Annotated in this window: 23 protein-coding genes and 2 pseudogenes; 12 read left to right on the top strand and 13 right to left on the bottom strand. The window is 44.1% G+C overall.

Annotated elements, in window-relative coordinates; all coding sequences use genetic code 11:
- Positions 1 to 2 precede the first annotated feature (2 nt).
- The 5 genes from QMA13_RS17990 to QMA13_RS17970 all read left to right on the top strand — a co-directional run bounded on the left by QMA13_RS17990 (position 3) and on the right by QMA13_RS17970 (position 7,796).
- On the top strand, positions 3 to 2,345 hold the full coding sequence (locus QMA13_RS17990; RefSeq protein ID WP_282943093.1) for a helix-turn-helix domain-containing protein: 2,343 nt from the start codon (positions 3 to 5) through the stop codon (positions 2,343 to 2,345).
- A gap of 519 nt (positions 2,346 to 2,864) precedes the next feature.
- Positions 2,865 to 3,464 carry an ABC transporter permease subunit gene (locus QMA13_RS36660; protein WP_481858195.1) on the top strand — a complete coding sequence of 200 codons (600 nt, stop codon included), beginning with the start codon at positions 2,865 to 2,867 and terminating at the stop codon, positions 3,462 to 3,464.
- An 11-nt stretch (positions 3,465 to 3,475) separates the two neighbouring features.
- Positions 3,476 to 4,372, top strand: a complete 897-nt coding sequence (locus QMA13_RS17980; protein WP_282943090.1) for a carbohydrate ABC transporter permease — start codon at positions 3,476 to 3,478, stop codon at positions 4,370 to 4,372.
- A gap of 30 nt (positions 4,373 to 4,402) precedes the next feature.
- Positions 4,403 to 5,965, top strand: coding sequence for an extracellular solute-binding protein (locus tag QMA13_RS17975; RefSeq protein ID WP_282943088.1), 1,563 nt, complete (start codon positions 4,403 to 4,405; stop codon positions 5,963 to 5,965).
- Positions 5,966 to 6,089: 124 nt separating this feature from the next.
- Complete coding sequence (locus QMA13_RS17970; protein WP_282943086.1) at positions 6,090 to 7,796, top strand: hypothetical protein; 1,707 nt, start codon at positions 6,090 to 6,092, stop codon at positions 7,794 to 7,796.
- Positions 7,797 to 8,343: 547 nt separating this feature from the next.
- Here the strand turns inward: QMA13_RS17970 and QMA13_RS17965 are convergent.
- A complete protein-coding gene (locus QMA13_RS17965; RefSeq protein ID WP_282943085.1) occupies positions 8,344 to 8,787 on the bottom strand; it encodes an ASCH domain-containing protein in 444 nt (147 codons plus the stop codon).
- Positions 8,788 to 9,141: 354 nt separating this feature from the next.
- On the opposite strand from QMA13_RS17965, the pseudogene QMA13_RS36415 reads away from it, so the two are divergent.
- A pseudogene (locus QMA13_RS36415) lies at positions 9,142 to 9,237 on the top strand (group II intron maturase-specific domain-containing protein); the annotation flags it as partial.
- Between the two features lie 119 nt (positions 9,238 to 9,356).
- Here QMA13_RS36415 and QMA13_RS17960 read toward each other — a convergent pair.
- Positions 9,357 to 10,199 carry an NlpC/P60 family protein gene (locus QMA13_RS17960; RefSeq protein WP_349254218.1) on the bottom strand — a complete coding sequence of 281 codons (843 nt, stop codon included), beginning with the start codon at positions 10,197 to 10,199 and terminating at the stop codon, positions 9,357 to 9,359.
- A 685-nt stretch (positions 10,200 to 10,884) separates the two neighbouring features.
- On the opposite strand from QMA13_RS17960, the gene QMA13_RS17955 reads away from it, so the two are divergent.
- The 4 genes and pseudogenes from QMA13_RS17955 (at position 10,885) to QMA13_RS17945 (ending at position 15,682) form a co-directional block, all read left to right on the top strand.
- Complete coding sequence (locus tag QMA13_RS17955; protein ID WP_282943083.1) at positions 10,885 to 11,418, top strand: hypothetical protein; 534 nt, start codon at positions 10,885 to 10,887, stop codon at positions 11,416 to 11,418.
- A 1,075-nt stretch (positions 11,419 to 12,493) separates the two neighbouring features.
- Positions 12,494 to 13,748, top strand: a pseudogene (locus QMA13_RS17950) (IS110 family RNA-guided transposase).
- Between the two features lie 756 nt (positions 13,749 to 14,504).
- Positions 14,505 to 14,834 carry a transposase gene (locus QMA13_RS36655; RefSeq protein WP_481858194.1) on the top strand — a complete coding sequence of 110 codons (330 nt, stop codon included), beginning with the start codon at positions 14,505 to 14,507 and terminating at the stop codon, positions 14,832 to 14,834.
- Entirely contained in the window at positions 14,831 to 15,682 is an 852-nt protein-coding gene (locus tag QMA13_RS17945) for an IS3 family transposase (RefSeq protein WP_481858193.1), read from the top strand. Before QMA13_RS36655 ends, QMA13_RS17945 begins: the two co-directional genes overlap by 4 nt.
- 255 nt (positions 15,683 to 15,937) lie before the next feature.
- On the opposite strand, the gene QMA13_RS17940 is transcribed toward QMA13_RS17945, so the two are convergent.
- The 4 genes from QMA13_RS17940 to QMA13_RS17925 form a co-directional block, all read right to left on the bottom strand.
- The gene (locus QMA13_RS17940) at positions 15,938 to 16,711 is read right to left on the bottom strand and encodes a Cof-type HAD-IIB family hydrolase (protein WP_282943081.1); all 774 of its coding nucleotides are present in this window, start codon (positions 16,709 to 16,711) and stop codon (positions 15,938 to 15,940) included.
- Between the two features lie 507 nt (positions 16,712 to 17,218).
- Entirely contained in the window at positions 17,219 to 17,383 is a 165-nt protein-coding gene (locus tag QMA13_RS17935; RefSeq protein WP_282943080.1) for a hypothetical protein, read from the bottom strand.
- Between the two features lie 66 nt (positions 17,384 to 17,449).
- The gene (locus tag QMA13_RS17930) at positions 17,450 to 17,701 is read right to left on the bottom strand and encodes a hypothetical protein (RefSeq protein ID WP_282943079.1); all 252 of its coding nucleotides are present in this window, start codon (positions 17,699 to 17,701) and stop codon (positions 17,450 to 17,452) included.
- Between the two features lie 53 nt (positions 17,702 to 17,754).
- A complete protein-coding gene (locus QMA13_RS17925; RefSeq protein ID WP_282943077.1) occupies positions 17,755 to 18,846 on the bottom strand; it encodes a UDP-N-acetylmuramoyl-tripeptide--D-alanyl-D-alanine ligase in 1,092 nt (363 codons plus the stop codon).
- A gap of 110 nt (positions 18,847 to 18,956) precedes the next feature.
- On the opposite strand from QMA13_RS17925, the gene QMA13_RS17920 reads away from it, so the two are divergent.
- A complete protein-coding gene (locus QMA13_RS17920) occupies positions 18,957 to 19,505 on the top strand; it encodes a cell wall hydrolase (protein WP_349254217.1) in 549 nt (182 codons plus the stop codon).
- 9 nt (positions 19,506 to 19,514) lie between these two features.
- Here the strand turns inward: QMA13_RS17920 and QMA13_RS17915 are convergent, their stop codons facing one another.
- The 6 genes from QMA13_RS17915 to QMA13_RS17890 are packed head-to-tail and all read right to left on the bottom strand — an operon-like array spanning position 19,515 to position 24,541.
- Positions 19,515 to 20,231 (bottom strand): glycosyltransferase family 2 protein, encoded by a 717-nt coding sequence (locus tag QMA13_RS17915; protein WP_282943075.1) that lies wholly within the window; start codon positions 20,229 to 20,231, stop codon positions 19,515 to 19,517.
- Positions 20,232 to 20,233: 2 nt separating this feature from the next.
- Positions 20,234 to 20,845 carry a polysaccharide deacetylase family protein gene (locus QMA13_RS17910; RefSeq protein WP_282943073.1) on the bottom strand — a complete coding sequence of 204 codons (612 nt, stop codon included), beginning with the start codon at positions 20,843 to 20,845 and terminating at the stop codon, positions 20,234 to 20,236.
- 9 nt (positions 20,846 to 20,854) lie between these two features.
- A complete protein-coding gene (locus QMA13_RS17905; protein ID WP_282943071.1) occupies positions 20,855 to 21,868 on the bottom strand; it encodes a CgeB family protein in 1,014 nt (337 codons plus the stop codon).
- A 12-nt stretch (positions 21,869 to 21,880) separates the two neighbouring features.
- A complete protein-coding gene (locus QMA13_RS17900) occupies positions 21,881 to 22,525 on the bottom strand; it encodes a polysaccharide deacetylase family protein (protein WP_282943069.1) in 645 nt (214 codons plus the stop codon).
- Between the two features lie 26 nt (positions 22,526 to 22,551).
- Positions 22,552 to 23,541 carry a CgeB family protein gene (locus QMA13_RS17895; RefSeq protein ID WP_282943068.1) on the bottom strand — a complete coding sequence of 330 codons (990 nt, stop codon included), beginning with the start codon at positions 23,539 to 23,541 and terminating at the stop codon, positions 22,552 to 22,554.
- Positions 23,474 to 24,541, bottom strand: a complete 1,068-nt coding sequence (locus tag QMA13_RS17890; RefSeq protein ID WP_282943067.1) for a CgeB family protein — start codon at positions 24,539 to 24,541, stop codon at positions 23,474 to 23,476. Before QMA13_RS17890 ends, QMA13_RS17895 begins: the two co-directional genes overlap by 68 nt.
- Before the next feature lie 62 nt (positions 24,542 to 24,603).
- Between QMA13_RS17890 and QMA13_RS17885 the strand changes: the two genes are divergently transcribed.
- A complete protein-coding gene (locus QMA13_RS17885; RefSeq protein ID WP_282943065.1) occupies positions 24,604 to 25,257 on the top strand; it encodes a polysaccharide deacetylase family protein in 654 nt (217 codons plus the stop codon).
- Positions 25,258 to 25,421: 164 nt separating this feature from the next.
- Here QMA13_RS17885 and QMA13_RS17880 read toward each other — a convergent pair whose 3' ends face one another.
- Entirely contained in the window at positions 25,422 to 26,480 is a 1,059-nt protein-coding gene (locus tag QMA13_RS17880; protein ID WP_282943063.1) for a YheC/YheD family endospore coat-associated protein, read from the bottom strand.
- Positions 26,481 to 26,595 lie beyond the last annotated feature (115 nt).

The raw sequence follows: 26,595 nt of genomic DNA, 5'->3' as shown, positions 1-26,595 counted from the left end.
AATTGGGGAGTACCGCTAATCCGACAGTAACAGGGGAGATGGAGCTGTTGAAAGGAACCTTATCTGCAAGATTTAAGGTCATTTATGGCCTTGTGTTTTTGATGATTATTTCTTCTACTGCCTGGCTATCGTATCTTAGCTCCAAAGGAAGTCTGGAAGAGCAGTTGAAGAATTCGAATATCGCCCTGCTGAATCTGGTTCAGCAGAAGATCGAAATGATCTTGCGCGAGATCGATACCAATACGATTAATTTCATTCAGGAGCCGGAGGTGGCCTTTTTCCTAAACGGAAGGTACACGAACGATGATTTGCGGTTTAACCACTTCAATGTACTCAATACGAAGTTCAAGGTGTTAATGAACGCGAATAGTAATATTTCCTCCTTCTACCTGTACTCGCTTCAGAACAAGAGCTTATTGACGGACAGTACGTTTTCCGACGAAGCGGATTTCTACGATATGAACTGGCTGACTGCCTTTAACAATATGCAGCGTTACCACCAGTGGCTCGACGTCCGCAGGATTACTACGGTCAGCTCCGGACTACAGCTGGATAAAAATGTTGTTTCGCTCGTTCGTCAATTTCCGTTGATCAGTAATCCGCAATTCCGCAAAGGAGCCATCATTGTCAATATTGATGAGCGTACCATAGCAAACTTGATGGAAGATGTCGACAACCAGCGGATTGGACAGACGATGGTCATCAACGACCAAGGCATGATTGTTTCCTCTAAAAATAAAAGTCAGCTATATAAGCCTTTGAGCAGTATTGAGGGCGCTCCTAGTCTGGATAAACTGCAAGGAAGCGGCTATACGATGATGGAAACCCATAATGGGAGCTTTACCACCTTCTTTGTCACATCAAGCTATAACGGCTGGAAATACATAAGCGTGGTTCCGAATCTGGTCATGAATCGACCGCTGGAATTCGTTCGTAACGTGCTCTTGTTCCTCGCTTCCGGAATGTTTATAGTAGCCCTCGTACTTGTTTATGCGGTAAGCAGCTACACGTTCCGTCCTTTGGAGACGTTTCTTCGGTCATTTACCGAGAGAAAGCTTGATCGTCCTAACGATTTGACGTATTTGGAGAAATTTTTCAAGCAAATGATGTCTGACAATGAGTCTCTGCAAAAGCAAATGCATGAAAGCTTGCCTGCCTTGAAGTGGCGATTAATTATGAGCTTGCTCATGGCGGACAAGACAAGCTATTACCGGATGAAAAATTATTTTGACATTTTGGGCATTGATTTCTTCGAAGCCCGTTTCGTCGTACTAGTGATAGAGCTGGACCGCAAGCAGCATATTGCTTCTCCACGCGATATCTACTTGTTCACCTATGCGATCAGTAACGTGGCGGAAGAACTGGTAGCCGGCGTCTGTAAAGGGGTGTCAGTGGAGGTCAGTGACGGAATCGTTGCCGTCATCATGAGCTTTGAGGAAGACGATCCGAAGCATAATCAGATCCAGGCGCTTCAAATAGCTGATCTTGTGAGAAACTATGTTGCCGCGCATTTTAAACAAACCGTAACCATCGGCGTCGGTGGTTCCTATCTCGATCTTGAAGGAATTCATGAATCGTATCGGGAAGCTCAGAATGCGGTGAAATACAAGCTGATTATGGGCGATAACACGGTTATTTCCATTGATGATATTGCGGGTAACCACAACGATAAATTTTACCGGATTTGGGCGATGAGCGATACGGTTGTCGGTTTGATCCGTGATACAGATAAAGGGAAGCTGGAAGGTCAGCTTGAAAAGCTGTTCGTTGAGATCATCAAGATCAATGCGCCTCCGGAAATGATTAAGCAAATGTGCATCCAATTGATTATGAAGTCCATCAAAGCGATTTCGGACAAAGGGCTCGACATCAAGCAATTTCTGGATCCGAAGGAGAATATTTATCATCGCATTGATTCATGTGCCAATGTAGAGGAAATCCGCAGTTATATTTCTCTGTTTCTACATGAGCTGATCGTACGTACGGAGGAAAAAAGGGAGAACAGAAGCCCTAGCGATACGGTTCAGCAAATCATTACTTATTTAGAGCAAAATTACGCAGACAGCAATTTATCCCTCAATCTGATTGCTTCCGATTTCAAATTAAGCGTTCCTTATCTAAGCAAAATGTTCAAAGAAACGATGGAAATGAATTTCATGGATTACTTGATACAGGTCAGGATGGAAAAGTCGAAACAGCTGTTGAAGGATCCTAAGCTGAAAATTCAAGTGATAGCTGAGCAAGTCGGCTATAACAATGCGCAGAGCTTTATTCGTATATTCAAGAAATATACAGGCCAAACCCCGGGTGAATACAGGGAACTTCCTTCAGATGAAAAAAGGTGAATGGATTAAAAGCGGTGTATTGAGCGAAAGGGACCCTAAGCTTAAAAAAAGTGCAGAGTCAAAAACGGAATATATTCAAACAGTATGCGTTCCGTATACGATAACGGTGAAATCGGCAGAACCACAAAAAAGAGGGGAGGTGGAACTATGAATTCGCAAATCAGCGATGTCACGAGTCAGTCAGAAGCAGGGCAATCCGAATTGGCAAGAAGGATGAAGGCGGCGTGGAAATATCTCAAACGAGATAAGTACTTATACTTGCTCCTGCTGCCGATCCTGGTTTATTACCTTTTATTCAAGTATGCACCCATGTTCGGAGAGATCATCGCGTTCAAAAATTATCGTTTTGCCGATGGCATCTGGGGAAGCAAGTGGGTCGGGCTCAAACACTTCGAGAGATTGTTCACAAGTCCGGATTTTTTCAACGTATTGAAAAATACGCTGCTGCTCAACGTGTACAGCATTGTATTTGCATTCCCGGTTCCCATTATACTAGCCATCCTGCTGAACGAAGTACGCTTGGAATGGTTTAAACGGACGATTCAAAATTTGCTCTACATTCCTCATTTTATATCCTGGGTCGTATTAGGCGGTATTGTTATCGCTTTACTGTCTCCTTCCACAGGAATTGTGAACACAGTGATCAAGTTGTTCGGCATCGAGCCCGTTTACTTCATGGCAAGCAATTTCTGGTGGCCGATTGTGTTCATTCTATCCGGGATTTGGCAGAGTGCGGGCTGGGGAACGATTCTGTACTTAGCTGCGATGGCGGGTATCGATCCGCAATTATACGAGGCGGCCAAAATCGATGGTGCGAGCAAGATGAGACGAATTTGGCATGTGACGTTACCAGGTATTCGCAGCACGATTGCCATCCTGCTTATTTTAAGAGTCGGGCAGATGATGGATGTCGGCTTCGAACATATCTTTATTTTACAGAACAAAGCGGTGTACGAAGTATCGAGCGTGATTAGCACGTACGTGTACAACGTGGGGCTGATCGGCTCCCAATATAGCTATACGACAGCACTTGGGCTGTTCCAATCGGTGATCGGTCTTATTCTGGTCGTCAGTGTCAATAAAATTATCAAAGCTCTGGGTGAAAATGGTCTATGGTAGGGGGTGAGTGAATGACCAGAGGTTCCACGCTAGCATCAAGATGGAAGTTCGGATTGTTGTATATATTTCTGGCGTTTCTCGCCATACTGACTTTGTTTCCATTCGTCAATGTGCTGGCTACGTCCATGAGCGGCTCGAGGGCGATAAGCTCCGGAGAAGTATTTCTGTGGCCGAAGGATGTGACATTCACCTCCTTCCAGAATCTTATCCAGGACGGGCAACTGCTCATTGCCATGAAAAATACGTTGCTTATCACCGTAGTAGGAACGGCATTCAACCTTGTTGCGACGATTATGGCAGCCTATCCGCTTAGCCGCAGAAGGCTGAAGGGGCGAAATCTCATATTGATGGTCATTACGTTCACCATGCTGTTCGGGGGAGGCTTGATTCCCAACTATATATTGATCAAGTCCCTTGGAATCATGAATTCTTATTGGGCGTTATGGCTGCCTGGACTGTTAAGCACGTACAACTTTTTTGTTATGAAGACATTTTTTGAGAATTTGCCTACCGAGCTGGAAGAGTCAGCCTCCATTGATGGAGCGAACGATCTGCTAATCATCTGGAGAATCATTCTTCCGCTATCGCTTCCCATCATTGCAGCATTGACTTTATTTTATGCGGTCGGCTGGTGGAATTCCTATATGAGTGTGCTGATGTACATCACAAGCTCAGGCAAACAATCACTGATGGTTAAGCTGCTGCAAATGATCGACACGACAAGCCAAAGCTTGCTGAATGCCAGTGCTACGAACGGGGGAGAAGGAGCGACGATGCAAACCTTGCTATCTCCTGAAGGAATTCGGGCAGCAGCAATCATCATTTCTGTAGCCCCCATTTTGTTCGTATATCCGTTTTTGCAAAAATATTTCGTTAAGGGTGTTTTGATTGGTTCTCTGAAAGGTTGATCCTATTAGGTTGAGGAGGCGGAGAAGTCGATGATGAAACGCAAGCAAATGGCTGCTGTGCTGGGAGTTACTTTAACCACCACCATGATTGCAGCTTGTTCCGATGGTGCTGAGAAGAGTCCGAATGGCGATGCCAAAAATAACGATCCTGCTAAATTGGGGGTTAGCATCACCATTCTCGATCGGGGGCAGATAGCTAGCGATGAAGGGACCTATGAGAGCAATAGAGTGACGAAATATATTAACGAGAAGTCGGGGATTAACGTCAAATGGGTACCCATCTTGCGAACGCAATCAACGCAAAAGCTGAATACCTTAATTGCTGCTGGTGAAGCACCGGATCTGATGTGGGAGTACGATAGGAACTATATGTCCACCTTAAAGGATCAGGGAGCCATACAGCCGATTGACGATTATATTGAGAAATACAGCACTTCGTATAAAAATTATTTGAAAGCGCATCCGGAATTGAAGCCATATACGATGTTTGACGGCAAAACCTACATGGTAACCAGTGCACGCGGAATCGATGCCATCGCTAACCACGCCATGTGGATAAGGCAGGACTGGCTGGATAAGCTGGGCCTGAAGATGCCTACAACGATGGATGAGATGATAACCGTCATGAGAGCATTCAAGGACAAGGATCCCGATGGGAATGGAAAGCAAGACACTTTGGGTGCTGCATTCAACTATAACTATACAGGCATTATTCAAGCACTGTTTGCTGCACAAGGCGGCATGTGGTACTTGGAGAATGGGAAGATCGTTAAAGGCAACTTTACCGATCGATATACAGATGTATTAGCGACTATGAAGCTATTTTTTGATGAGGGACTTGTAGATAAAGAGTACATCACGGATAAAAACTTCCAGAAGGAGCGGCAGTTGTTCGTGACAGGGAAAGCGGGAATCTATTTCTCTAGCTGGAATATCCCGTCGGAATATCGCGAGCTGAAACAAAATGTTCCTGATGCCAAGCTGGTCCCCTTCGAGCCTGTGAGTTCAAAGTACGGTAAATTCGGTTTGTACCAGGAACCCCCTGCAAACAAGCTGATTGTGTTCAATAAAGATTTGAAGGATCCGAAGGCAGCGGTGAAACTGTTGGATTGGATGATAGATAAAAATTGGTTTGATGTACGCTTCGGTCAAGAAGGAGTTCATTATAAGCTGGTTAATGGGGTTCCGCAAGCAATCGATGCGGATAAGAACAAAAAGGAAATCGCCTATGCTCCTGAATATGCCGTAGTGGATCAATACAGTCCAAAGCCGGAGGACTTTGCTATTATGGCTGCGCAGGATGCCATTTCCCAAGAATATGCCAAGGTCCAAGGCGAATCGCTCAACACGGCGATGAAGAATAAATTCCGCAGAGATATTCCGTTCAACCCGACTTTCCCGGAATTAACGGAGATCCAAACTTCTTTCTCTCCGCTGTCCGATGAAATTGAAACCAAAGTCATTACAGGCGGAGCCCAGTACACTCCGCAGTGGGGAATGGAACAGCTGCGCAAGGAATGGAAACGCCTTGGGGGAGATAACGTCGATAAGCTCGCACAGGAATGGTATCAGAAAAATGTAAAAACAAACTGAGGAAGTACAGGGCGTCCTAAGCCCATGGGTTCTGGGGATTTGAGTGGGAGGACGCTCTTAGGTATTGAAGATTGAGAGAATAAAGGGAGTGAAGCAGGTGAGCATCGATCATCGACAGTGTCTAATGGAAGAACTCGAGAAGTGGCATAAGGACTATAACCCTGAGCTCCACATGGTGAGAAGGCCGTTCAGTACTCCTGGCTACCATACCACACTCAAAGACGTGGCATTCACCCATCCGACGTTGGCGGCATTTATTTATGCGCTAGGTTTGCTTGACAGTGAGGAAGATACTTATAAGGAACGGGCTTCGGACATTTTGCGTAAAGGGATCAGCCTCCAGGACCAGAACCGTGAGAATTCGACTTATGGGATTTGGTCGTGGTTCCTGGAGGAACCACTGACGATGATGGCTCCTCCGGACTGGAACTGGGCCGACTTTTGCGGCAAACGGCTGGTGTTAGCCGAACAGCGACATGGGAACAGGCTCCCGGCAGATTTACGTGAGCAAATACGCTTCGCTGTCTTTTGCGCCTGCGACGCCATTATGAAGCGTAATGTCGGACCTGGCTACACCAATATTGCCATCATGGGGGCTTTCGTCACACTTATTGCAGGCGAAGTGTTTGGTGTTGAACAATATACCGAATACGGGCTGGAGCGGCTGCGCAAATTTAGCGACTATACACATGAATTGGGTACGTTCCAGGAATTCAACAGTCCTACATATACGGTCGTTGCCATTCAGGAACTGTCGAGCATTCATACGTCGACGAAGCTGCCGGAAGCCAAACGTCTTAGTGCAGATATGCTGGATGTGGCTTGGCGTATGGTTGCGGAGCATTATCATGTGCCTACCGGCCAATGGTCAGGACCGCACAGCCGCAGCTATAGCACGGTAATGACGGATTCCGTTAAGTCATTCCTGCAGATGGCGTGCGGGGAAGATACGGTATCGCTGCAGTCGGAGGCTCCATTGATTTACAGCCTGGATTGGTATGGCAATCACATCGAGTGCCCGCCGGCGTACAAGCCTGCATTCGTGGATGGGAATGGGGGCGAATACACCCAAGTTATTCATAAAGATGCGCAAGGGAACGCGATCAATATCGCTACTACATACAAAGACGAGAGAATTAGTCTCGGGACCTTCAGCAAAGATGTTATGTGGAATCAGCGGCGGAATCTCCTTGCCTATACACGGAATGGTGATAGCTTCAGTTATATCCACCTGCGTTTTTTGCACGATGGGTATGACTATTCTTCAGCCGTATTCACATCGCGGCAGGATAGGACGGACGTCTTGTTGGGCATTGGCTTCTGTACCAACGGAGGAGATACTCATATCGGACTCGATCTGATAGATGGAACCTTGGAGGCAGCCGATCTTAGACTACGATTCGAAATCGGAGGTTGTTTGGAGGGCGTAGAGACTCGCATTAAGGAGGATACGGAAGCGGTGCACGTCAAGCTGGACGATGCTGCACTTGCTATGCGAGCAGCTGTATTGTTCGCTTCATTCGACGGCGAGCAGCCGCATTGGGAAATCACTCGGGACGGGGAGAGGTTGTACGTTGACTATATTATTTATGCCGGGGATAAAAAGCGGTTTGATTTTCGAAGTATGCAGGAAGCTCTGCTTGTGCTGGCCTTCCGGCTCAGCGGTGAGGAAGCTGCGCCATTTGAAGCTTCAGTGGTGAGCTTAGGACCTGAAACGGGCAGCCTTGGTTCACAAGTCCATGCCACATATCAAACTATAGGCGGAAGCTTACTGGAGCTGACGCTGCCCTTGAAGCCGGCAGCAAAGCAGCAAATGCTGCACCGTAAATAGATCAATCGTGATGATCATTTGGATCTAGAAATCCATTTGGATCTAGAAATCTCGCTCGAAACCGCAGTCCACACAAGTTGAGTATTATTTGTACAAAACAAGGAAACCGTCAGGCGGTTTATTGAGCCTGACGGTTTTACCTAGAAATTAGAGGATGATACATGTTCTTGTTAATATACTTTTACACAAAACCCGTATTTTGTACATATGTAAGTAAATCAGTTAATCCCTTGTCTTATGACGTTGATTCTTAAATATCTCTTGCTGGGTTAAAAGTTTTTTCAATTGTAACATAATAAATATACACAGACTCGCCGACGACGAGTCGTGAGCCTTTATGTAGGGAGATTTGTGTCATTAGACAACATTTTGCATCAGTTATCTCCATTGATTGTTTTGTTTCACTCTTTTTAATTACTTCAACAACTTGTTTTTTTCAATATCTGCCTGATACCTAAAAATTATTTTTGGCAAGCTCTTTTTTTCATAAGGAGAAAATAAGTGATTGGTCAAGTCAGAACCTCCATTAATTGACTGTTTACATAGGTCATATCATCAACTCTTCGCCTATCGGATATTCCCATAGTCCCAGTTTTCCCTTCACTGGAATATAGGGCTTCATCAGACGGAAACCTGCTATTTCCCACGCAAAATAACCTGGACTGTAATCGCCTAACAGGAAGTCATACCCAGTCACGACCTTCCCGCAATCCAGAATGGCTGACGTATGATTAGCGTCGATGACTTGATAACAATTCGTAAGCTCGCAAGTTGCAAGGATAACCCCCGTAGGGAGGTTTTGTTCCGTATAGCCATTCTTGGCGAGTAAAGAACGGATGGGTTCATATTTGCAGGCCTGCTTATCGACTTTCTGGCTTTCATGAATGGCCAACGGTCCGCGATACCGGGTCTTCCAGGATCTTGTTTCATAGAGAGTCTCGCCTTGGACAAGCAGAGTCGCCCACGGTTGAATCATGGATAATACTTTCATTCGCCTCCGTTAAGTTTCAGACTTCATCATTTTTGGTTCCGTGAATTTCGGCTTGGGTGTGATCCCTATCATGTTGGCGGCTTCAGTTAAGTTAATATATAAACTCATAATCTATTGTTTCACTCCTTTATCTTGTTAAAGACTTATGGACGGGGTTCATTTTTAAGCTACATCCAGCGACCTTTAGTAGAGCATTTCCATTAGCGCTTCTTCGCTGATGAAAATGCTCTTTCCTTTGGTAACACTTCTAACAGTCATAAGGAATCTTGCCGAAGTCAAACACTTCGAGTACTCGGAATGGATATTAGGGCAAACAAGTATTTTCTTTTTCTTCGATGCAGAAGGGGCGCATGAGAAATGTCTCGAAACACAAACAACGCCCCTCCGACTTCCTACTGGGAAGCGAAAGGGCTGAAAAGTCTGCTTTCTCGATATTTAGAGCTTTATTAACCTTTCGGAACCGCCGTATGCGAACCCGCATGTACGGTGGTGTGAGAGTATCGAGGTTAGCCGCCTCCTCCTACTCGATCTGCTCTAAGCATTCGTTGTTGTTTGAGATACATTGTGCGTTATGAAAGCTTAATTAGAATGCTTTTTCTTGCTTTTAGGCATTGCCTCTGGTTTAGAATTGGTTTCTTCGGTGGTTTCGGATACATTAAATTTTTCCTGTTTCTATCGTGTGACCGTTCTTTACGATCTCTAGTCGGACTAGGATTAATGGCAAGACCAGTGGCAGGGTCCACAAAGAGAGCGTGACCAAGCTCGTGGGCTAACATTTGAGAGCGTTCTTTTGAATTGGATGCTAATACAATGGTGGCCGTTCGGGGACCTTGATCTAGTTTATAGAAAAATATCCCCCCTGTCGTTACTCTTTTGGCGCCTTCGTCCCAAAATGATTGTGAGTCCATATAGATCACCACGACATCGTTTCGCGTACAGCCTGGAGGATTGAATCTAATCAATTTTTGTACTTTTAGGGGTTGCTTATTTAAGAAGAGGCCACTATGAAATTCACCGTCTTTAAATTTGAACTGTTTGGATGAAAGTCTTACTATCTTCTTTAATCGAAAGGAAATCCCACAAACACTCCAGATCTCAGATGCCTGCTTTAAGTCCTGTTTGATTCTTTCATCGCTGATCTTATTGTCGGTCGTAATGACAGTATATACATTCACAATGATCGGTTGCGTCTTGTTGGTTTTTTTCTTCACCTGAATGACTTTGCCATGGTTCAAAACACGTCGTATTTGCATGAACTTTCTCCTCCAATAGCCTTTTAGATATGTGTGTTCCTCGCATCCCTCTCTAGTTTGAAGGCCAATAAAACGACCAGGTTCAGTCACAATGCCAACGTGTGATACGCCATATCTGTAAATGTTTTTGAAGAAAATGAGGTCCCCAGGATGTGCCATCTTCGGATATATGATCTTACCTGTTGGCTTTGCGTGGACGTCCCGTCACCTATATCTAAACCAGTAATATTCAAAAAAACGTGTTGACTAAACCCTGAGCAGTCGCCGTATCTAGACACAATATTTTTAGCGCCAAAAGAATACTTTAGTTTTCCTTTGTAGGATCGAGCATAATCGACGAGTTCCTTATTCAGGGAATCGATTGATGATTGTCCTGAACGTTTTTTCGTCTTAACCATAAGCCACTCCCATCCATAGCCGAATACTATACTTAAAGTAATTACAGTATATGGATGCTTTAAATACTTGGACACCATGATTTGCCCTATAGTTTCGTAGAATGGGCAGCGGCTTTCCCAGCGGAAGAAGGAAAAATTCATTGACTTATTTACTAAATCCAAAAGGAAATACAGAGCCAACAATGTGTAAGCCACTGGAAGGATGGCTTCGTGTATGTCTTTTATGACACCGTACACTCCGGGATATGACGATGGGCCTTGATTTACGAGGTCGCCTACATCAGCAATAATTTGGGTAAATCGCGACTTTGATTATCTTTTTTCCTATCTCGATTATTTTAATGATTATTAGATCTGTTAGACATCGAAACGTAACACATCTTAGAATTATGGATAAGCAATTTTACGGTGGGCTTCTGCTAAGTCTGTTTTTGCTTATGTTCCTTATGTTGTTTTTTCACTCAACCACCAACTACGATAGGTTCATTAGCGCATTGCTTCCCGGCATCGTCTTCCTGTTTCCCAGCAGCCTCAACTTCCGCAGAGCCTCCATTCTAAAAAAAGAACTGGAGACACGCATGGAGCAGTATCACTTTATGATCTATGAGCAGGAAGTCTCCCTCATTTCCTACATGGCGGAAGTGGTTAAGCAGAATGTGGAGACGGTTACGAACGAATTGAACCGGATGGCTGCGCTGGGACGTCTCCCCGACGCCTACGTGCATATGCCGACTTGCCAAGTCATTCTGACGAACAAGCGGGCCCCGCGAGCCTCCTTCTCGGAAACAAACAATCTAACCATCAACCTTGCTGCAGAATTGATGGACTGGCCGCTACGCTTGAGGTTCCCCAAGATCAATCGAATGAACCGCCGCCTCCGCCGAAAACGATCGAGTGCTTCGGATGCGGCTCCAAGACGCAACTGCAGTATGGCGAGCAGAAAGAGTACTGCGGATCTGTGCTGCACTATACATAGATAAAAGCCCCGGTTAGCGCAACCGGGGCTATTACTGTGTGTAACAGCTTACGCACTAAGCAACGCTAACGGGCGCCACAGCGGCTATTTTCACGAAATTGGGCCGATTTTACGACTCCACCCCATCGCGGCCCCCTGTGGACACCAAAACCTGCAAATCTGCAGGAATTTCACTTCAACTTGTTCGATTTCGGGAAATGCCTGCGATTTTGCAGGAATTTTGAGCGAGTTCCCCTCTTTTTAAGCGAATTCCTCAAAAAAACTGCATTATCGCAGGCATTCTGCTAAAAACGCCGTTTCGGCAAGGGGCTTTAGCCCCTTCGTGTAAATATGTGTTAATACACAATACCTGGCTTCTCTGAATTTACTATCGTACTGAAAAGTCAATCTATTGGTCTATAAATAGAATTGAGATTCTCAATGTAAATGTTCATATTAAATTTCATTTCAGGCACTAAATCTAACCAAATAACATCAGTCCCAATTAGTTCATAATTATAGGGTATCCCTAATTTACTTGAATCTACTCCAAGCCGATGCCATATTACTTGATTATCTGTCTTTATCACTTCTGCAACTATATCGTACAAATTAAATCAAAGTCGTCTGGACACATTAGGATTGGTAAGATAACTTTTTCTAGATTCGAATAAAACCTGCTAATAACTAATTCAACTTCTTCCTTCAAGTGAATCCAGTCAGTAATTGTAGGAATTAAACCTAAGTATAAGTTGTCCGGATATAGATTATGAAGTAATAAATCGAGTGAGACCCCATCAACTAATATTGTTGGATGTTCAACACTAACATATTTACTTTTCAACATTTCAACATACATTATATTCATCATGAGTCCCCTCTTTCTTATTATCTAATTTTCAGGTTTGAGCATAACGTTATTCGAATTCATTAACTCCTCTACAAAATAGTACATATTCATGAATCGATTTGAACATCCTGCCCGTTAGAATTCCTGTAAAATGAATAATTTGGCGTTTGAACAAAAACGAGCGCCTCGGTACGATGGGGTTGCACACGAGGTCATAGCCTCAAATAGCCCATCAGGAGGTCGCTCTACTATGAAGTTTAAGGCTCAGGACAAGCAAAATCAACTCATTGAAAACATTACCTCTTCACATTTGGTCATCGGCGTAGATATTGCTCAGGAAAGTCACGTCGCTCGTGCAGTCAGTTTCCGGGGCATTGCTCTTGGAACTCCATTGGAGTTTGGTAACCATGACGAAGGTTTTCGGCTGTTCAGTCGTTGGATTCAAGATCTGCTTAAGTCTTACAAGTTGAGCAAAGTTATCGTCGGCATGGAGCCCACTGGCCATTACTGGCTGTGCCTTGCGCGCTGGCTTACAAACAAAGGCATTGAGGCTGTTCTCGTAAACCCCCATCTTGTCAAAAAGAATAAAGAAAATCGCGACAACACCCCGTCAAAAAGCGACCGTAAAGATGCTCTTGTCATCGCAGACATGATCAAAAACGGCTACTATTCTCCCGTACGTTTCAACCCAGAGACATACGAAGAACTGCGGATCCTGATGGCCAATCGGGATACGGTTACTAAACGGCTTAACAGCGCAGTGAACCAGATACATCGCTGGGTAGATATTGTGTTTCCCGAACTTCGGCAGGTCTTTAAAATCCTTACCTGTACAAGTGCCATTGCTACATTAAGGCTATTTCCTCTTCCGAAGGACATTAGCCGTCTAACAACAGAGCAAGTCATTGCCGGTTGGAAGCAGTATGTAAAGCGTCATGCCGGTTTATGGCGGGCTGAGCAGCTCAAAACGCAGCGTCGGTGCTACAAAAGCTCTACATGCCTACAAGCTGCATTTGGGTCAGCTTCTTGAAGAATACGATTTAGCGACGCGCCAACTTGAGCTTATTGAACATGAACTTAAGCTTGTTCTTGAACGCATCCCTTATGCCCAGAAAATGCTTGCGATTCTAGGCTTAAATGCAACCAGTTTAGCAGGTGTGTTGGGGGAAGCAGGTGATCTAAGTGGGTATACACATGGGAATGCCCTGCTACGTCATGCAGGACTTAACTTGGCTGAAGCCAGCTCTGGGAAATGGCGTGGAAAAATGGTGCTCAGCAAGCGCGGACGCCCACGTTTGCGACGCTTCCTTTATCTTATGACGATGTGCATGGTCATGACCAATCCGGATGTCAGAGCCCTGCACCATTACAATGTCCAAGTGAAAAAGTTAAAAAAAATGAAATCCATTATGAAACTATGCGGTAAAGTGGCAAGAATGCTAGTCGGGCTGGCTAAGAGCAATGAAGTATACAACTCTACAAAAGTATTTCTTCCAGTAGCTTAAGAACTGTTTCTTCACCAGTTGATGTATTCGCAGGATGGATAAGAAGCACGGAGTATCGGGAGACGTTACGCAAAAGGGCTCGGACCCATTCCGTTAGAAATACCGACCTCCACCCCTTAGTTAGATGTGACGAAGGAATGAAAGGGCTTAGACCCGTTGAGACATGGGAGCGAGAATCTCTAAGGGCAGCATGGAGACGTGCATAATATGGAATAATCTGGGCGAGTTTACATCCCTTCTGTTCCCGCATGCCCTTATAGGGTACAACTAGTTCCCGCATGCTCTGTTTCTCTTATCTCTCAAATAACTAAAGGTGAAATCCTGCGAATTCATGAGCTAGAGTGTGAAAACTACATCATATTGAGGGAGCGTAATGAAGTCAGCCGAATCATTCGTTCGATTGACTACAAACTAATTGTTTTTCCTATCCCGTTGTTTGAGCAAAGTCATTAGTAAAATGCGATCACTATTTCAATCCCATGAACCTATACTACTTCACGAATTATGGGACACAATGGTGAATGGATTCCTAAAAAGTGAACACTAAATATGTATTGTTCTGCTTCTGTGGAGAACATATCATTTTTATGTCCTCCTTCGGAAATCTGTACAACTTCTTGTCTTTCGAAAAGGACAAGAAGTTGTATCCATAAAAATAAAAAACCGCGTAAATGGTATTATCCCCTTCAAGTAGACACTCAAAAAAACCTTCATGTTATCATGGAGGCTTGAGTGCCACTTGGAGGGGATTTTTTTATGGCTAAAAAAGGACAAACATTTCAAACGTACACAGAAGAATTCAAATTAAAGGCGGTTAGAGCGTATGTAGAGGGTTCTGCGAGTTACAAGGTGGTAGCTCAGCGAGAAGGGATCCGTAACTGTTCTCAACTGAAGGTGTGGGTGAGGAAATGGCAAGACGGAGAGTCGTTCGATGTGCGTAAAAGTGAGTCAAATCCAATGAAAGGGCGGCCACGCACGTCCTTCCAAAGCATTGAGGAAGAACGAGATTACCTGAAGGCGCAGGTGGATTACTTAAAAAAGCGGTATCCAAATCTAGTAAAGGAGAAGCGCCAACCCAACGAATGAATTATGAAATCATGGAGGAGCTGCGCCACCAGCACGGCATTACAGTCCTGTTAGCTATTGCGGGAATACCACGGGCCAGTTATTACAAATGGAGAGCCACACAGCCTCAGCGAAAGGCAAGTCAAGAAAAGGATCATGAGATCAAGGAACACATGATGGCCATCCATTTTGCACATCCCTACTATGGCTACCCTCGGATGACGACCGCCTTGTGGGAGGCTGGCTACAAAGTAAATCACAAGAAAGTATGCCGGATCATGAAAGAATTATCGATCCAGTCGGTCATACGTAGGAAGCGGAAACAGTCCAACTACACGCCTTCTGTTGTGTATCCAAATCGTTTAAAGCGACAATTCCATGCTACGGCACCGCAGCAAAAAATGGTCACGGATATTACCTATATTTCCGATGGAACGAATTTCCATTACTTATCTGTTATTCAAGATCTTTTCAACAACGAGATTGTCGCTTGGCAATTGTCTGAACGTAACGATCTCCAGCTTGTGCTGGATACGATTACGCAGTGGACAAGAAAAAGAGACGTCTCAGAGGCCGTGCTCCATTCGGACCAGGGCTTCCAATACACGTCTCAGGCGTACAACACACGATTAGAGGCATTCGGCGTTAAAGGCAGCCACTCTCGCAAAGCAACCTGCCTGGATAACGCGTGCATCGAATCCTTCTTTTCGCATCTCAAAACAGAGAAGTTGTACCTCAACCAGTTTAATTCAGGAGCGGCAATTCGGCAAGCCGTGGAAGAATATATTTACGAGTACAACTACCACCGTTTTCAAGCCAAATTAAAACAACGTGCACCGATAGAGTACCGGTGCGCGTTGGCAGCTTAGCTTTTTTCATCTGTCTACTTGACAGGGGTATGACCAAAACCGCGGCTTCTTATGCAAATATGTTCTTGTCTTCCTACATTATTTTTATAGATAGATCTGTAATTTCTTCAATAACTCTTGACAAAATATAATGGTCGTCTTTTGTGATCACTCAACAGAAAAACACAAGTTCTTCGGTGGCCTCAAAATTCCTGGCGATGTTTTTAATAATTTATTTATTTACACAGTCAACAGGTTATCTGCGGGGCTCTATTTTTAGATAAGTCCAGCCATCACTAAGCCGTTCTTCACACCGTCTTCATTCACATGCGTCGTAACCTTGTCCGCGAACGGAAGCAGATCCGGATGGGAGTTCCCCATCGCGATACCGAGGCCGACATAGGCTAACATTTCTTTATCATTCAGCCCATCGCCAAAGGCAACCGCCTCTTCCGGTTTCAGGCCAAGCTCCTTCAGCATTGCGGCAATGCCCTGCGCCTTGGAGCCGCCAGCCGGCAGCACATCCATCGCCTTCGTATGCCAACGAATGAGCGTCAGCTCCTGCACCAGCTCCTTATAGAGGTGCTCTTCGCTTTGCTCACAATGCAGGAACAGCTGAAACACCTCGTTATTTTTCCAGAAATCAGGGTCAATACCCGGCAAGTTCACCTTCAGCGAGGTGACGGATTCAGTAATAAAAAAGTGATCCGCTCTGTCTGTAAAATACCCGTGCTCCCCTTCGAACACAAGCGAATGACCGTGCTTTGCCGCTAGTGTCACTAGCGCTTCAATGCTCGTTCTATCTATCACACGTTTATACACAGGCTTGCCACGATAAACAGCATACCCGCCATTCAAGCATACATACGATTCAATCCCAAGCTGCTCGGTCAAATGCTGAATAAAATAAGGGGCTCTCCCTGTCGCAATGACCGGCTCAACACCGCTTTCTTTTAACCGTTTAACCGCCTCGAGCGTACTCTGAGGAACTTGCTTCTCTTCATTAATCAATGTGCCGTCGATGTCAAAAAACACAATTTTGTATGCCATGTCTCTCTCCCTCATCTACAGACGCCCGACGTCACTGCCAGCCGCCTTCTCTTATCCTACTAGTAAACAACAAAACGAGGGAGTTCGTAAAGCTTTTTACACATCGTCGCAGACCAAAACCCTAGAGATGGCTTTTGTCAACCATACTATACTATAATGCACCTTCTCGTTAAATACTGAATCGCAGCTGCAGCAATTGGCTTCGCCGCGTATAACCCTACTCTCTTTACCTATCCTTCTAAAGTTTACCGACTTCATTGTTGCTTCGTCCTCCGATGGATACATTGCCGAAACCGCAATGAAAGTAAGCCGAGGTTTGTATCCCGGCCATATTAAGCGCGCATCAAATTACAGTTTTGTAACTAAATTATCTGGTACCATGTTATGTAACCATTGTCGGGAATGAGATAATGTTCTTGTCACCTGACAACTATCTCAGACAAAATTAACATCTTCCTTCTTTTACTCGCACCTGTGCGTTTCAATTATGGAGAGTTTGTCTTACATTCAGATTTTGTATAACCTGATCCCACTCCTTATCCATTTTTTGCACAATTGTAGAATATCAGCAACGAACAAGTCTGTGTACTGATCGCCCAAGACCGTCAGAATATGACCTTCTTGGGCGTTCTTGGGCGTAGACGCATCCGAATTACCTTGTCGGTTCAGCACCTTCTTCTCCCCCGCTGTGATTGTCTAACATCCTTCCCGCCCGGCATTCTCACCATTCTCTTCAGCTTATCTCTCCATTAGCCCCGGCAACTCTATCGGGAAATGAAGTGACTGCTTCGCAATGCGTATGTTTACTTTCATTTTCCATAACCACCGCAATGCTTCTGCTCTTGTACGGTGCAGCTCTTCACCATTCAGCTTAATTCCTTCTAGATTTAAGAAAAGTCGGTCTCTTAGGATAGAAACCACCTGATCTATCAGCTCCTCCGCCAGCGCCACAACTTCCCTGAGTATACCGGCAATACGCTGAACGGCCACTTCTAGATGTCCTCCGATTTACCGCTGAGTATCAACAGATTTTTCCAGAAGCTTCAACCTCTTTCCCTCAAAATATCCTCAACCAGATGCATTAACACTACTTTACCACCTGTAGCGCCTTTGAATAATATTGCGGAATCGGGCTTCAGCTCTGACATGAGCTTTATTTTCAACTTCCGCATAGAGGTAACATTGCACACTTTCGCAGAAGAAAAGCCTGCATCAATAGCTCCAAGACCGATGTTCCTGGCATGGGGGCCAAAAGTATATAAGTAATTTAAATTTTGTCGGGCAAGCCACCGTCCTGTTGCTCTATGCATAGCCCTTCTCTGCTTACCCATATCTGCAATGCTTCCAAGAACTGCTATCTTCCTATTCTTTCCGGAATGATGAAGCACATCGACAGCTGCATGCAGCTCAGGTTTGGTATTGAAACTATCATTAATCAATAAACATCCATTCGATAATCGGTGTTGTGTTAACCGAGCATAGGGTTTCTCAAATTGCATAAGGCCGCTCTGAATCTGATTTGCTGTGAATCCAAGCCGGTGAGCTGCTGCAACAGCAAATATAGCATTATATACATTGTATAACCCAGGAACTGGGATCGCGAATGATTGAAGCTTTCCATTTAGTCTTAATTGAAACCTCATTCCGGCTCGAGTGTACTGTACCCTTGTCGCCTGATAGTCTGCTTTATTCTTGATCCCTATGGATAAGATCTTTCCTTTAAATCCCCCATAGGTTAATAATTTGGAATGGACATCATCCTTATTAATATAAAGTGTCCCTTCCGCTGGCATATTTTGTATCAATTCAGATTTTGCGGAAGCAATGCCTTTGATCCTCCCATTGAAATTACCAATATGAGCTCTTCCGACATTCGTAATCATTCCTATATTCGGTTTGAGAAGCTGGCAAAGGCGTTTAATGTCACCTGCTCTCTTCAATCCATACTCCAAAACGATAGCCTCATGTAAGGAGTTAATCTGTTTTTTGTACTGCTTAGTGTACCAAAGATTGTTGCCATTTTGATAAGATTTGAAGACCTTCCATTTCCTTTGCAAGATCGCTGCTAACATCTCTTTTGTCGTTGTTTTACCGGCGCTTCCGGTAATAGCAATAATCGGCCTCTTAAAGGTCATGACTACACTCCATTTCAAGATAATCCCAGCTATTAAATCAATGTAATTTAAAATAGGTAGATTAACAGATAGCTATAAGTTCTTTCCGGAATACGATATTTGAAAAGAGCTTGTTTCCTCTGTGTCTAGGGGGGAGATTGACAAAGGAGGACATCGAGTTGAAACTACGTGATCGTCTACAACTATTAGGGTATCATCACACTCGTGTAGAGAGTGCCTTAAGAGCATTTCAACAAGATTTTCGAATAAAAGATGCCTCACCTACCAAAGAATTGACAATACGTAGATTAAAGTTGTTAACTTCTTCTGGAAATCTACAACGAGAACTTCTTGCGCGAGTCATTCATTCAGAGACTCGTGGAGAGCCATTCCGCGGAAAAGTTGCCGTCGGTGCTGTAGTACTAAACCGAGTTCATTCTCGGCAATTCCCTAATTCCTTAATGCAAGTTATAACACAGCCGCTTGCTTTTGCTGTTATAGCGGATGGAAGCTTCTGGTTGGAACCAAATAAACAGGCGTATATTGCAGCAGATGAGGCCCTTCGGGGTATCGACCCGACCGGGAAATGCTGTTACTTCTTCAACCCTAAGACCTCTACTAGCCGCTGGATACGCAGGCTTCATCCTAAAATGCAAATCGGGCGTCATATTTTCGCGTGATATAGGTGATTAACGAAACAAATAAGCATGGAAACGTTTCGTTTTGTGGTCTATTCCCTTGCTTTGAGACATCAGCTTCTGGTCACTGATTCGCCAGGTATGACTTGCTTTATTCTTGCGCCGCATAATGACGTAGTGATCGCAGTCAGTCGAATAAATTTTATATCCTTTTGCAAGGCTTCGTCGCAGCCATCCTACAGTTTCACCAAGCGTGCAATTCAGAAACTTAATCTTTCGAAAGAGCTTTTTTCTGCAGACAAACGTGGCTCCGGCAATTTGCTTTACAAAACAATTTTGTTCTTTTGGATAGCGAAGAATAAGCTTGTTTGAGGCCTCTAAATAGGCATAACAAGCCCTTTTTCCAACAATATCGGCCCCTGAAGATTTCAATCCTTCTAACTGGGACTTTAAATACCGAGCGCCATAATAGTCGTCATCGTCAAACCTGGAAATAATAGGAAAACGCGCTTGGTTTATTGCGTAATTTAGGCAGTAACCAAGCGAGGTACTCTCGGGCAGCTGATGGACCGATATGGAAGCATTGTATTTCGCTGCTTTTCGTTGGTACTTCGTAAGGAACATGGAATCTTTATTTAATATGACAATGAGTTCTTTAGGCTCATAGGTTTGTCTCATAAAATTGGCGATCATGCGTTCAAAATAATGCGGGCGGTTCGTACTGACAATAACAGATACACCAGAGTCAATTTCGCGCTTCCCTTTCATGCTTAGCCCCCAGATAATAATTGGCTAACTGTGACGAAACTAAAACCTCTTTTCCGCAGTCCCTCCAGGATAAGTGGCGTGGCCTTGAGCGATTGAGTCCAAGGGTCGCAAGCGTGAAGCAAAATTATGGATCCCGGACGGGCGTGAGGAACAACACGTTTTACAATACTCTTAGTTTGCTTTAGTTTCCAATCTAAGGAATCCGTATCCCAATGGACAATCGTCTGATCCATCTTTTTCAGCTTACGAATCACCCTTTCATTTAGATCTCCACTTGGAGTACGAATCATCTGTGTGCTTACTCCTGTCGCTTTAAAGATAGCGTTTCGAGCGGACTTCACTTCTTTTTCGATCCATGCATCGCTATGTTCGGAATAATTCTGATGCCGATGGCCATGAGAAGCAATTTCAAACCCCATTCGCCGGATAAGGCGTGCGATTCCTGGGTGGTCCTTCACCCACATGCCAGTTAAAAAAAAGGTTGCTTTCGATATCCCATTTTTACGGAGTAGGGATAGCATTTGCAGCGGAACACGAGTGCCGTTTGCAATATTAAAGGTTACAGCTACGCAGCGTTTAGGAGTGTTCACTTTTTCAATCACAGGAGGATGCATGATTTCACCTCATATTTTCTTACGAGCCATAGTTATATACTTATGCTTTAGAATACCTCTCTGCCTTAAAATACGCAGTATTTGTTTTGCTCGAATCCGGTACGAATGTTTTGCGACCGCACGGTGGCCAGCCCTACGGATCCGCTCTCTCTCCTTGGGATGGTTTAAATAGTATTTAACGAGTCGCACGGTTTCCTCAGGAGAACGGGATACAACCAGATGCTTACCTGGACAGAAAAGTCGACGTATCTCCGGTGTGTCACTTGTCAGAAGAAAGCCTCCTGAGCCTAAGATTTCATAAGTCCTTTGCGTAACTTGATGCAGTTGGTTTTGAGGTCCGATTACAATTTTGGAGGAATTATACACCTTTCTCGCCTTCGGATACGGCAAATACCCGTGAATCCACCGTTTGGGTATACCGTAACCGAGAACCGGTTTCATTGATTCCCACTGTCTTCCCCAAAAATTAATGCGTATATTGTCCTTTACCATGGGCCTAATCAATGTACGTAATGAACGAATTCGGTAATGATTCGGATAAAGCTTCAATATTCGCGAATAACCATTAGCCACTACCGCAATCTGACTGCGATACCGCATTTCAGGTTTACCTTGGCGGTGGACTGCACGGTGAAAACCAAAATCCAGATGTGCAGAAGGGATTCCCAAATCTTCATATACCTTAACTTGAGACCTGCAAATGGTAAACACAAAGTCTGGTTTGGTCGTTCTCACATAGGGGAGCGAAAATGTCTGAAAGTGTGTCGGATCCTCTGTAGCCCAATAAATATGCGGTATACCTGACTCTTTTACACAACTCCTTACCCAGTGCTGCTTATACGTTTCATGCTCTGTTGTCCATCCCAAAGTAATGATCAAATGAGGCCTAAAACTGGAAATAGCTTTCTGCAAGCTTTGTTTACTTACAACTCCTGACAGCTTTACCTCATGGCCTAAGTCGCGGAATCCGTTGGGAAGGCCGTGGATCCACATAGGGTGGCTTTCCAAAAATAATACCCTCAACTCATTCCCCCCTTAATGCGGCATTTGATAGTTGTAAGAGCTTTTGGATAAAACATCAAAACGGTAGCCACGTTTACGCAGTTCATGGATAAGAATCGGAAGGGCCTTTACGCTATTGCGACTAAAATCATGGAAAAGAATGATGATTTGATGGCTTGAACCAATTTCCTCCAAAACGTTACGTATAATTTGACGTGACGTCGGAAAAGGTTTACGTGAATCCATAGAATCGATATTCCAATCAAAATATACGTACCCTTTCTTGGCCAATACCTTAGCAATAGAGCTGATGACCTTCTTGTTGCCTAACATATTATTACTTCCCCCCGGAAACCGATACATTTTGGTCTCCTTGCCAGTCACTTTCCTGAGCAATCGCTGCATACGATAAAAATCTTTCAAAAAGTTAGCTTTAGATTTATACATTCGGTTCATCTGGTGAGAATACGTATGATTTCCTATAGCATGCCCTTTGGATACAATCTTCCGGATTAATTTTAATCCAACATTACTTTCATTCCCGATAACAAAAAAGGTGGCTTTAATCTTGAACCGGTCTAATACTTGAATCACCCTATTGGTGTAGGAGGCGGGCCCATCATCAAAAGTTAAATAAGCCGTTTTAACCAATGAAACGAATTTTCTTGTTCGAGCCATTTTCGCACCCCTCCCTACTCATCCGCTTAAATAATACCTTGTTGCAGCAATGTACGAAGTACGTAACGTGCCCGGCTTGTATAGGTATGAAGCTTAGCGGCACGGACAGCGTTTCGGCGGATTCGCTCTATCTCTAATGGCCGCTTTGAATACTTTTCAATGATTGCCTTGGTTTGCTGTTCCGAATTTGTAACCAGCAAGTCTCTTCCAGGCTGGAACCATTTTCTTACTTCTGGCGTATCGTCAGTAATCAATAGCCCTCCAGAGGCTAAGATTTCGTATGTGCGTTGTGTCAAACGATCCTCTGCGTTTTGTGGTCCAAGTACAAATTGTACGGAATTATATACCTTGATTGCTTCCTTATAAGGCAAGTATCCGTGAATGAAACTATTTTTTACCGGCTTGGCGAGAATTTTTTTCATACGTGTCCAGTCCCTGCCGTAAATATCTACTTTTATATTCTTATTGAGAAACGGGTTGACCAGTCGCCGAATAGAATGAAACCGAAAATGATTCGGTTTCTTATGGTACAGCTTTGAGTAGCCATTAGCGACTAGAGCCGCAGTTGCTTTATATTTGGATACTGGTGCTACTCGCCGGTGGACGGAGGGATCACTACCGAAGTCAAGATGTGCTGCCCGAATCGAAAGCTTGTTGAAAACTCGAACCGTCGGGCGATGAATAGAAAATACAAAATCTGGTTTGACTCTTCGTATTAAAGGTAATGAAAACTCATCCGTATAGCCAGGATCTTCCGTTGACCAATAGATATGCGGCGCCCCAACAGATCGGACAAGCTCGGCTATGACACGTTGTTTCTCGGGTGTACTGTTGGCTGGCGTCCAACCTATTGACAAAATTAGGTCTGGCTTAAATCTCCGCAGCATTCCTTTTCTTCCCGGTGCTGGGGCGCACGTAATAACACGGTGGCCGAGTCTACGAAAACCGTTAGGTAATCCGTGAATCCACATCGGGTGGCTTTCTAGAAAAGCAATTCGCAGTTGTCGTCTCTTCATTATGATCCTCCCCGCTTTTGTGAAGGCAGTACCCTGTGACGCTGCAGTATCTGAAGCAGATGACGAGCACGATTTTTGTAATGATGCGGATAAATCGCTTTTCCACCTTTTTTCGAATCGATTCCCTAGCCTGAAAATTTCTCAAATAACGGCTCACCAACTCAACGGTCTGCTGAGGCGTTGAAGAAACAACCACATCTTTTCCAGGCTTTAGGAGCCGCCGCACCCCTTGCGTATCGCATGTAAGCAAAAAGCCCCTTGATCCCAGAACCTCGTACGTTCGCTGAGTTACCATATCGTAATAATTCTGCAAGCCTAAAATAATGTTTGCCGAATTATATACTTTAAAAGCATCCTTATAAGGAATGGGGCCCCGCAGCCATTTCTGCGGGATTTTTTTGCCTAAGTAAAGCGCCATCTTATCCCAATCACGACCGTAAAAATCGATGCGGTATCCTTTCTTCAGCAACGGGCTTATAAGAATATCAAGCGCCTTACGCCGGTAATGAGTAGGATACTTGCGAAGCACATCCGGATAGGCATTAGCAACGACTGCAATATCACTGCGGTATTTATCAATTGGTTTAACATAATGGTGAACCTTGTGGTGATAACCGAAATCTAAGTGTGCTGACGGAATTCCTAAGTTACGAAACCTTGCCGTGCTCTTCGCACAAATGGTGAAGACGAAATCCGGTTTCATCGTTTGAATTAATGGAATTGTGAATGCTTCCGTAAAATTAGGATCCTCTGTAGACCAATAGATCAGAGGAATCTTATACCGCGTTGCAAGTTTGCGAACAAGCTTCAATTTTGGTTTTGTATGATCCAGCCCCCACCCCACTGAAATGAGCAAGTCAGGGCGAAAGGAGTTTATCTGCTTTTCCAGTTTATTCTGTATAACGGGACCTGACATCCGAACTGTATGTCCAAGATCCCTAAACCCATCCGGTAAACCGTAAGACCACAGCTTGCCGCGTTCTAGAAACAATATTCTCATAGCTCTCTCCTATGTTTGTCAGGGAGTAAACATTCGTCCAATCAATTCAGCATTAAGGGAATATGATTCTAAGAAAGGGAGTGAACATTGAATTGAACAGTGAAGCGATTTATCGAGTCAATACCCCCAAGAAATGGGTAGCCTTAACCTTTGATATCGGCTGGGGTGGAACGGTAGCGCCGAAAGTATTAGAAATACTTCGTAAGCATGATGTCAGGCATGCGACCTTTTTCCTGTCTGGCCCTGTTATTGAAAAACGGCCTTATCTAGCTCGGGTGATCGCAAAAAACGGTTATGAAATCGGTTCCCACGGCTACTTGCATGAAAATTTCACAGAACATAGCAAGCAGTGGATTCGATCTCAAGTGCGATTAGCTGAAAAGGTGCTCAAATCATCGACAGGAACAAGTCCGAACCTTATCCGAACACCCAATGGTGATATGAATGCTGCTGTTATTCGCCAATTAAGCGGTATGGGCTACCGGACTATACATTGGAGTGTCGATTCCCTTGATTGGAAGAATCCGGGTGTCGCCACCATAGTCAGGAATGTAGTATCCAAAGCTGGCGCGGGGGATATCATCCTTCTGCACGCCAGTGATTCAGCCAAGCAAACTGCAGCGGCGCTTCCCCGTATCATTCGTACATTACGTTTAAAAGGCTTGAAAATGGTGAGTGTCACTCAGCTATTGCGGAGCGCCAAACGTGTAACTTAGACTACTAACATCATATTCTCTTGCGACTTCAGTGAGCTAGGCATAAGTCTAAAGGTGCGCTAATATTCACAGGCTTCGTCCTTAATAGAAAATCCTTGGGTGTTTCCGATTTTCAGGAAAACTCAAGGATTTTTATGGAAACGTGTTGCATTTTGTGAATAATTTCACTCTGTTTGGGAACGAGTCTTAGCTCGCAAAAAGCCCGCATAATAGATCGGAAGCTGCAAGCTTTCCTTAAATGTTTTTAAAGTCCCCACCTGTTCAAGCAGCTTTTTGCCAGGCTTTGTGTTTACTTCGATAATCCATATATTCGATTTTTTATCAATGCCGAAATCCAATCCTAGCTCCACTAAACGTTTATGGTACGAGCGTTCCAAATGGACTGCTATTTCATTAGTAAGTGTGCGAAGCCTATTCTGGATCATACGTGCTTTTGCAGCTCCGAATTGTTTTGTCAAAAACAAAACGATCTCCTCAGCTTCCCCTCCTGTAGCTAAATTCGAAGTTATATTTCCCACTTTCCCTAGGCGCACTCCCATCCCTGTAATATGCCATATACCTCGTTCATTTTTCTGTATTAACACACGAATATCGTAAACTCTGTTAGATTTATCCGTTATATCAATCCATCTTTGAATCATATAACGTTTTTTATTACGTATTACTTTAAGCCTTGCGGTCACTCCAGCTTTCGAAAGCGATAAACTTTTTTTCGAATCCTCATCTATAGTATACTTTCCATTTCGCAAAGAAAGCTTTAATATACCAATTCCTGAATGGGTACCGAGAGGTTTGATGATGACTGTTTTATATTTGTTGATCATAGCTTGAATGGATTGGATGTCATTTAGTAAGTTAGAAGGAATAAGATGAGGTCTGAGTTTAGGGTTCGTAGCGAGATGTGTTTGAATACTCCATTTATTATTACCTAACCATTCTCCAATAAATGGAATTCCAGCCTTTTCCTTTACTTGTTTTGCTCTAAGAAGCATGTGGCCGCTGTATTCACCACGGTCGTAGATTAAAGTTGGAAACGGGGAAACTGAGTGATATTTCCATTGATTGTTAGCATAAACCCACCCGGAAATTCTTTTCGTTTGCAAATTTACATGATCTGGCGTAAAGAGCAGCACCTTTTCAAAACCTGCCGGTTTCATTGCTTTGATTTGCCATTTGTATTCGCTTTTAATGATCCGATCCAGCATGATACCTAATGTTGCCATTAATGAACGCCTCCCTCGCATGAACCTTTTCATTTTATGAAATGAATAAGAAGAAAGCTACAACGCCCAATTATTTACAAAAGTGAAACTTCAGTGAAAATGTACATAAACTAAT

It is taken from the genome of Paenibacillus sp. RC67, from assembly GCF_030020805.1.
Classification (GTDB): domain Bacteria; phylum Bacillota; class Bacilli; order Paenibacillales; family NBRC-103111; genus Paenibacillus_S.
This window is presented reverse-complemented; position numbering and strand designations above follow the sequence as displayed.

Excerpts from the sequence above, each read along its gene's own strand:
- QMA13_RS17910 (WP_282943073.1), bottom strand. The coding sequence starts at position 20,845 with ATGCATCCTCCTGTGATTGAAAAAGTGAACACTCCTAAACGCTGCGTA.
- QMA13_RS17895 (WP_282943068.1), bottom strand. The coding sequence starts at position 23,541 with ATGAAGAGACGACAACTGCGAATTGCTTTTCTAGAAAGCCACCCGATG.
- QMA13_RS17925 (WP_282943077.1), bottom strand. The coding sequence starts at position 18,846 with ATGACCTTTAAGAGGCCGATTATTGCTATTACCGGAAGCGCCGGTAAA.
- QMA13_RS17890 (WP_282943067.1), bottom strand. The coding sequence starts at position 24,541 with ATGAGAATATTGTTTCTAGAACGCGGCAAGCTGTGGTCTTACGGTTTA.
- QMA13_RS36655 (WP_481858194.1), top strand. The coding sequence starts at position 14,505 with ATGGCTAAAAAAGGACAAACATTTCAAACGTACACAGAAGAATTCAAA.
- QMA13_RS17885 (WP_282943065.1), top strand. The coding sequence starts at position 24,604 with ATGATTCTAAGAAAGGGAGTGAACATTGAATTGAACAGTGAAGCGATT.
- QMA13_RS17955 (WP_282943083.1), top strand. The coding sequence starts at position 10,885 with ATGTTGTTTTTTCACTCAACCACCAACTACGATAGGTTCATTAGCGCA.
- QMA13_RS17940 (WP_282943081.1), bottom strand. The coding sequence starts at position 16,711 with ATGGCATACAAAATTGTGTTTTTTGACATCGACGGCACATTGATTAAT.
- QMA13_RS17980 (WP_282943090.1), top strand. The coding sequence starts at position 3,476 with ATGACCAGAGGTTCCACGCTAGCATCAAGATGGAAGTTCGGATTGTTG.
- QMA13_RS17960 (WP_349254218.1), bottom strand. The coding sequence starts at position 10,199 with ATGGCACATCCTGGGGACCTCATTTTCTTCAAAAACATTTACAGATAT.
- QMA13_RS17970 (WP_282943086.1), top strand. The coding sequence starts at position 6,090 with ATGGAAGAACTCGAGAAGTGGCATAAGGACTATAACCCTGAGCTCCAC.
- QMA13_RS17915 (WP_282943075.1), bottom strand. The coding sequence starts at position 20,231 with ATGAAAGGGAAGCGCGAAATTGACTCTGGTGTATCTGTTATTGTCAGT.
- QMA13_RS17900 (WP_282943069.1), bottom strand. The coding sequence starts at position 22,525 with ATGGCTCGAACAAGAAAATTCGTTTCATTGGTTAAAACGGCTTATTTA.
- QMA13_RS17880 (WP_282943063.1), bottom strand. The coding sequence starts at position 26,480 with ATGGCAACATTAGGTATCATGCTGGATCGGATCATTAAAAGCGAATAC.
- QMA13_RS17975 (WP_282943088.1), top strand. The coding sequence starts at position 4,403 with ATGATGAAACGCAAGCAAATGGCTGCTGTGCTGGGAGTTACTTTAACC.
- QMA13_RS17945 (WP_481858193.1), top strand. The coding sequence starts at position 14,831 with ATGAATTATGAAATCATGGAGGAGCTGCGCCACCAGCACGGCATTACA.
- QMA13_RS17965 (WP_282943085.1), bottom strand. The coding sequence starts at position 8,787 with ATGAAAGTATTATCCATGATTCAACCGTGGGCGACTCTGCTTGTCCAA.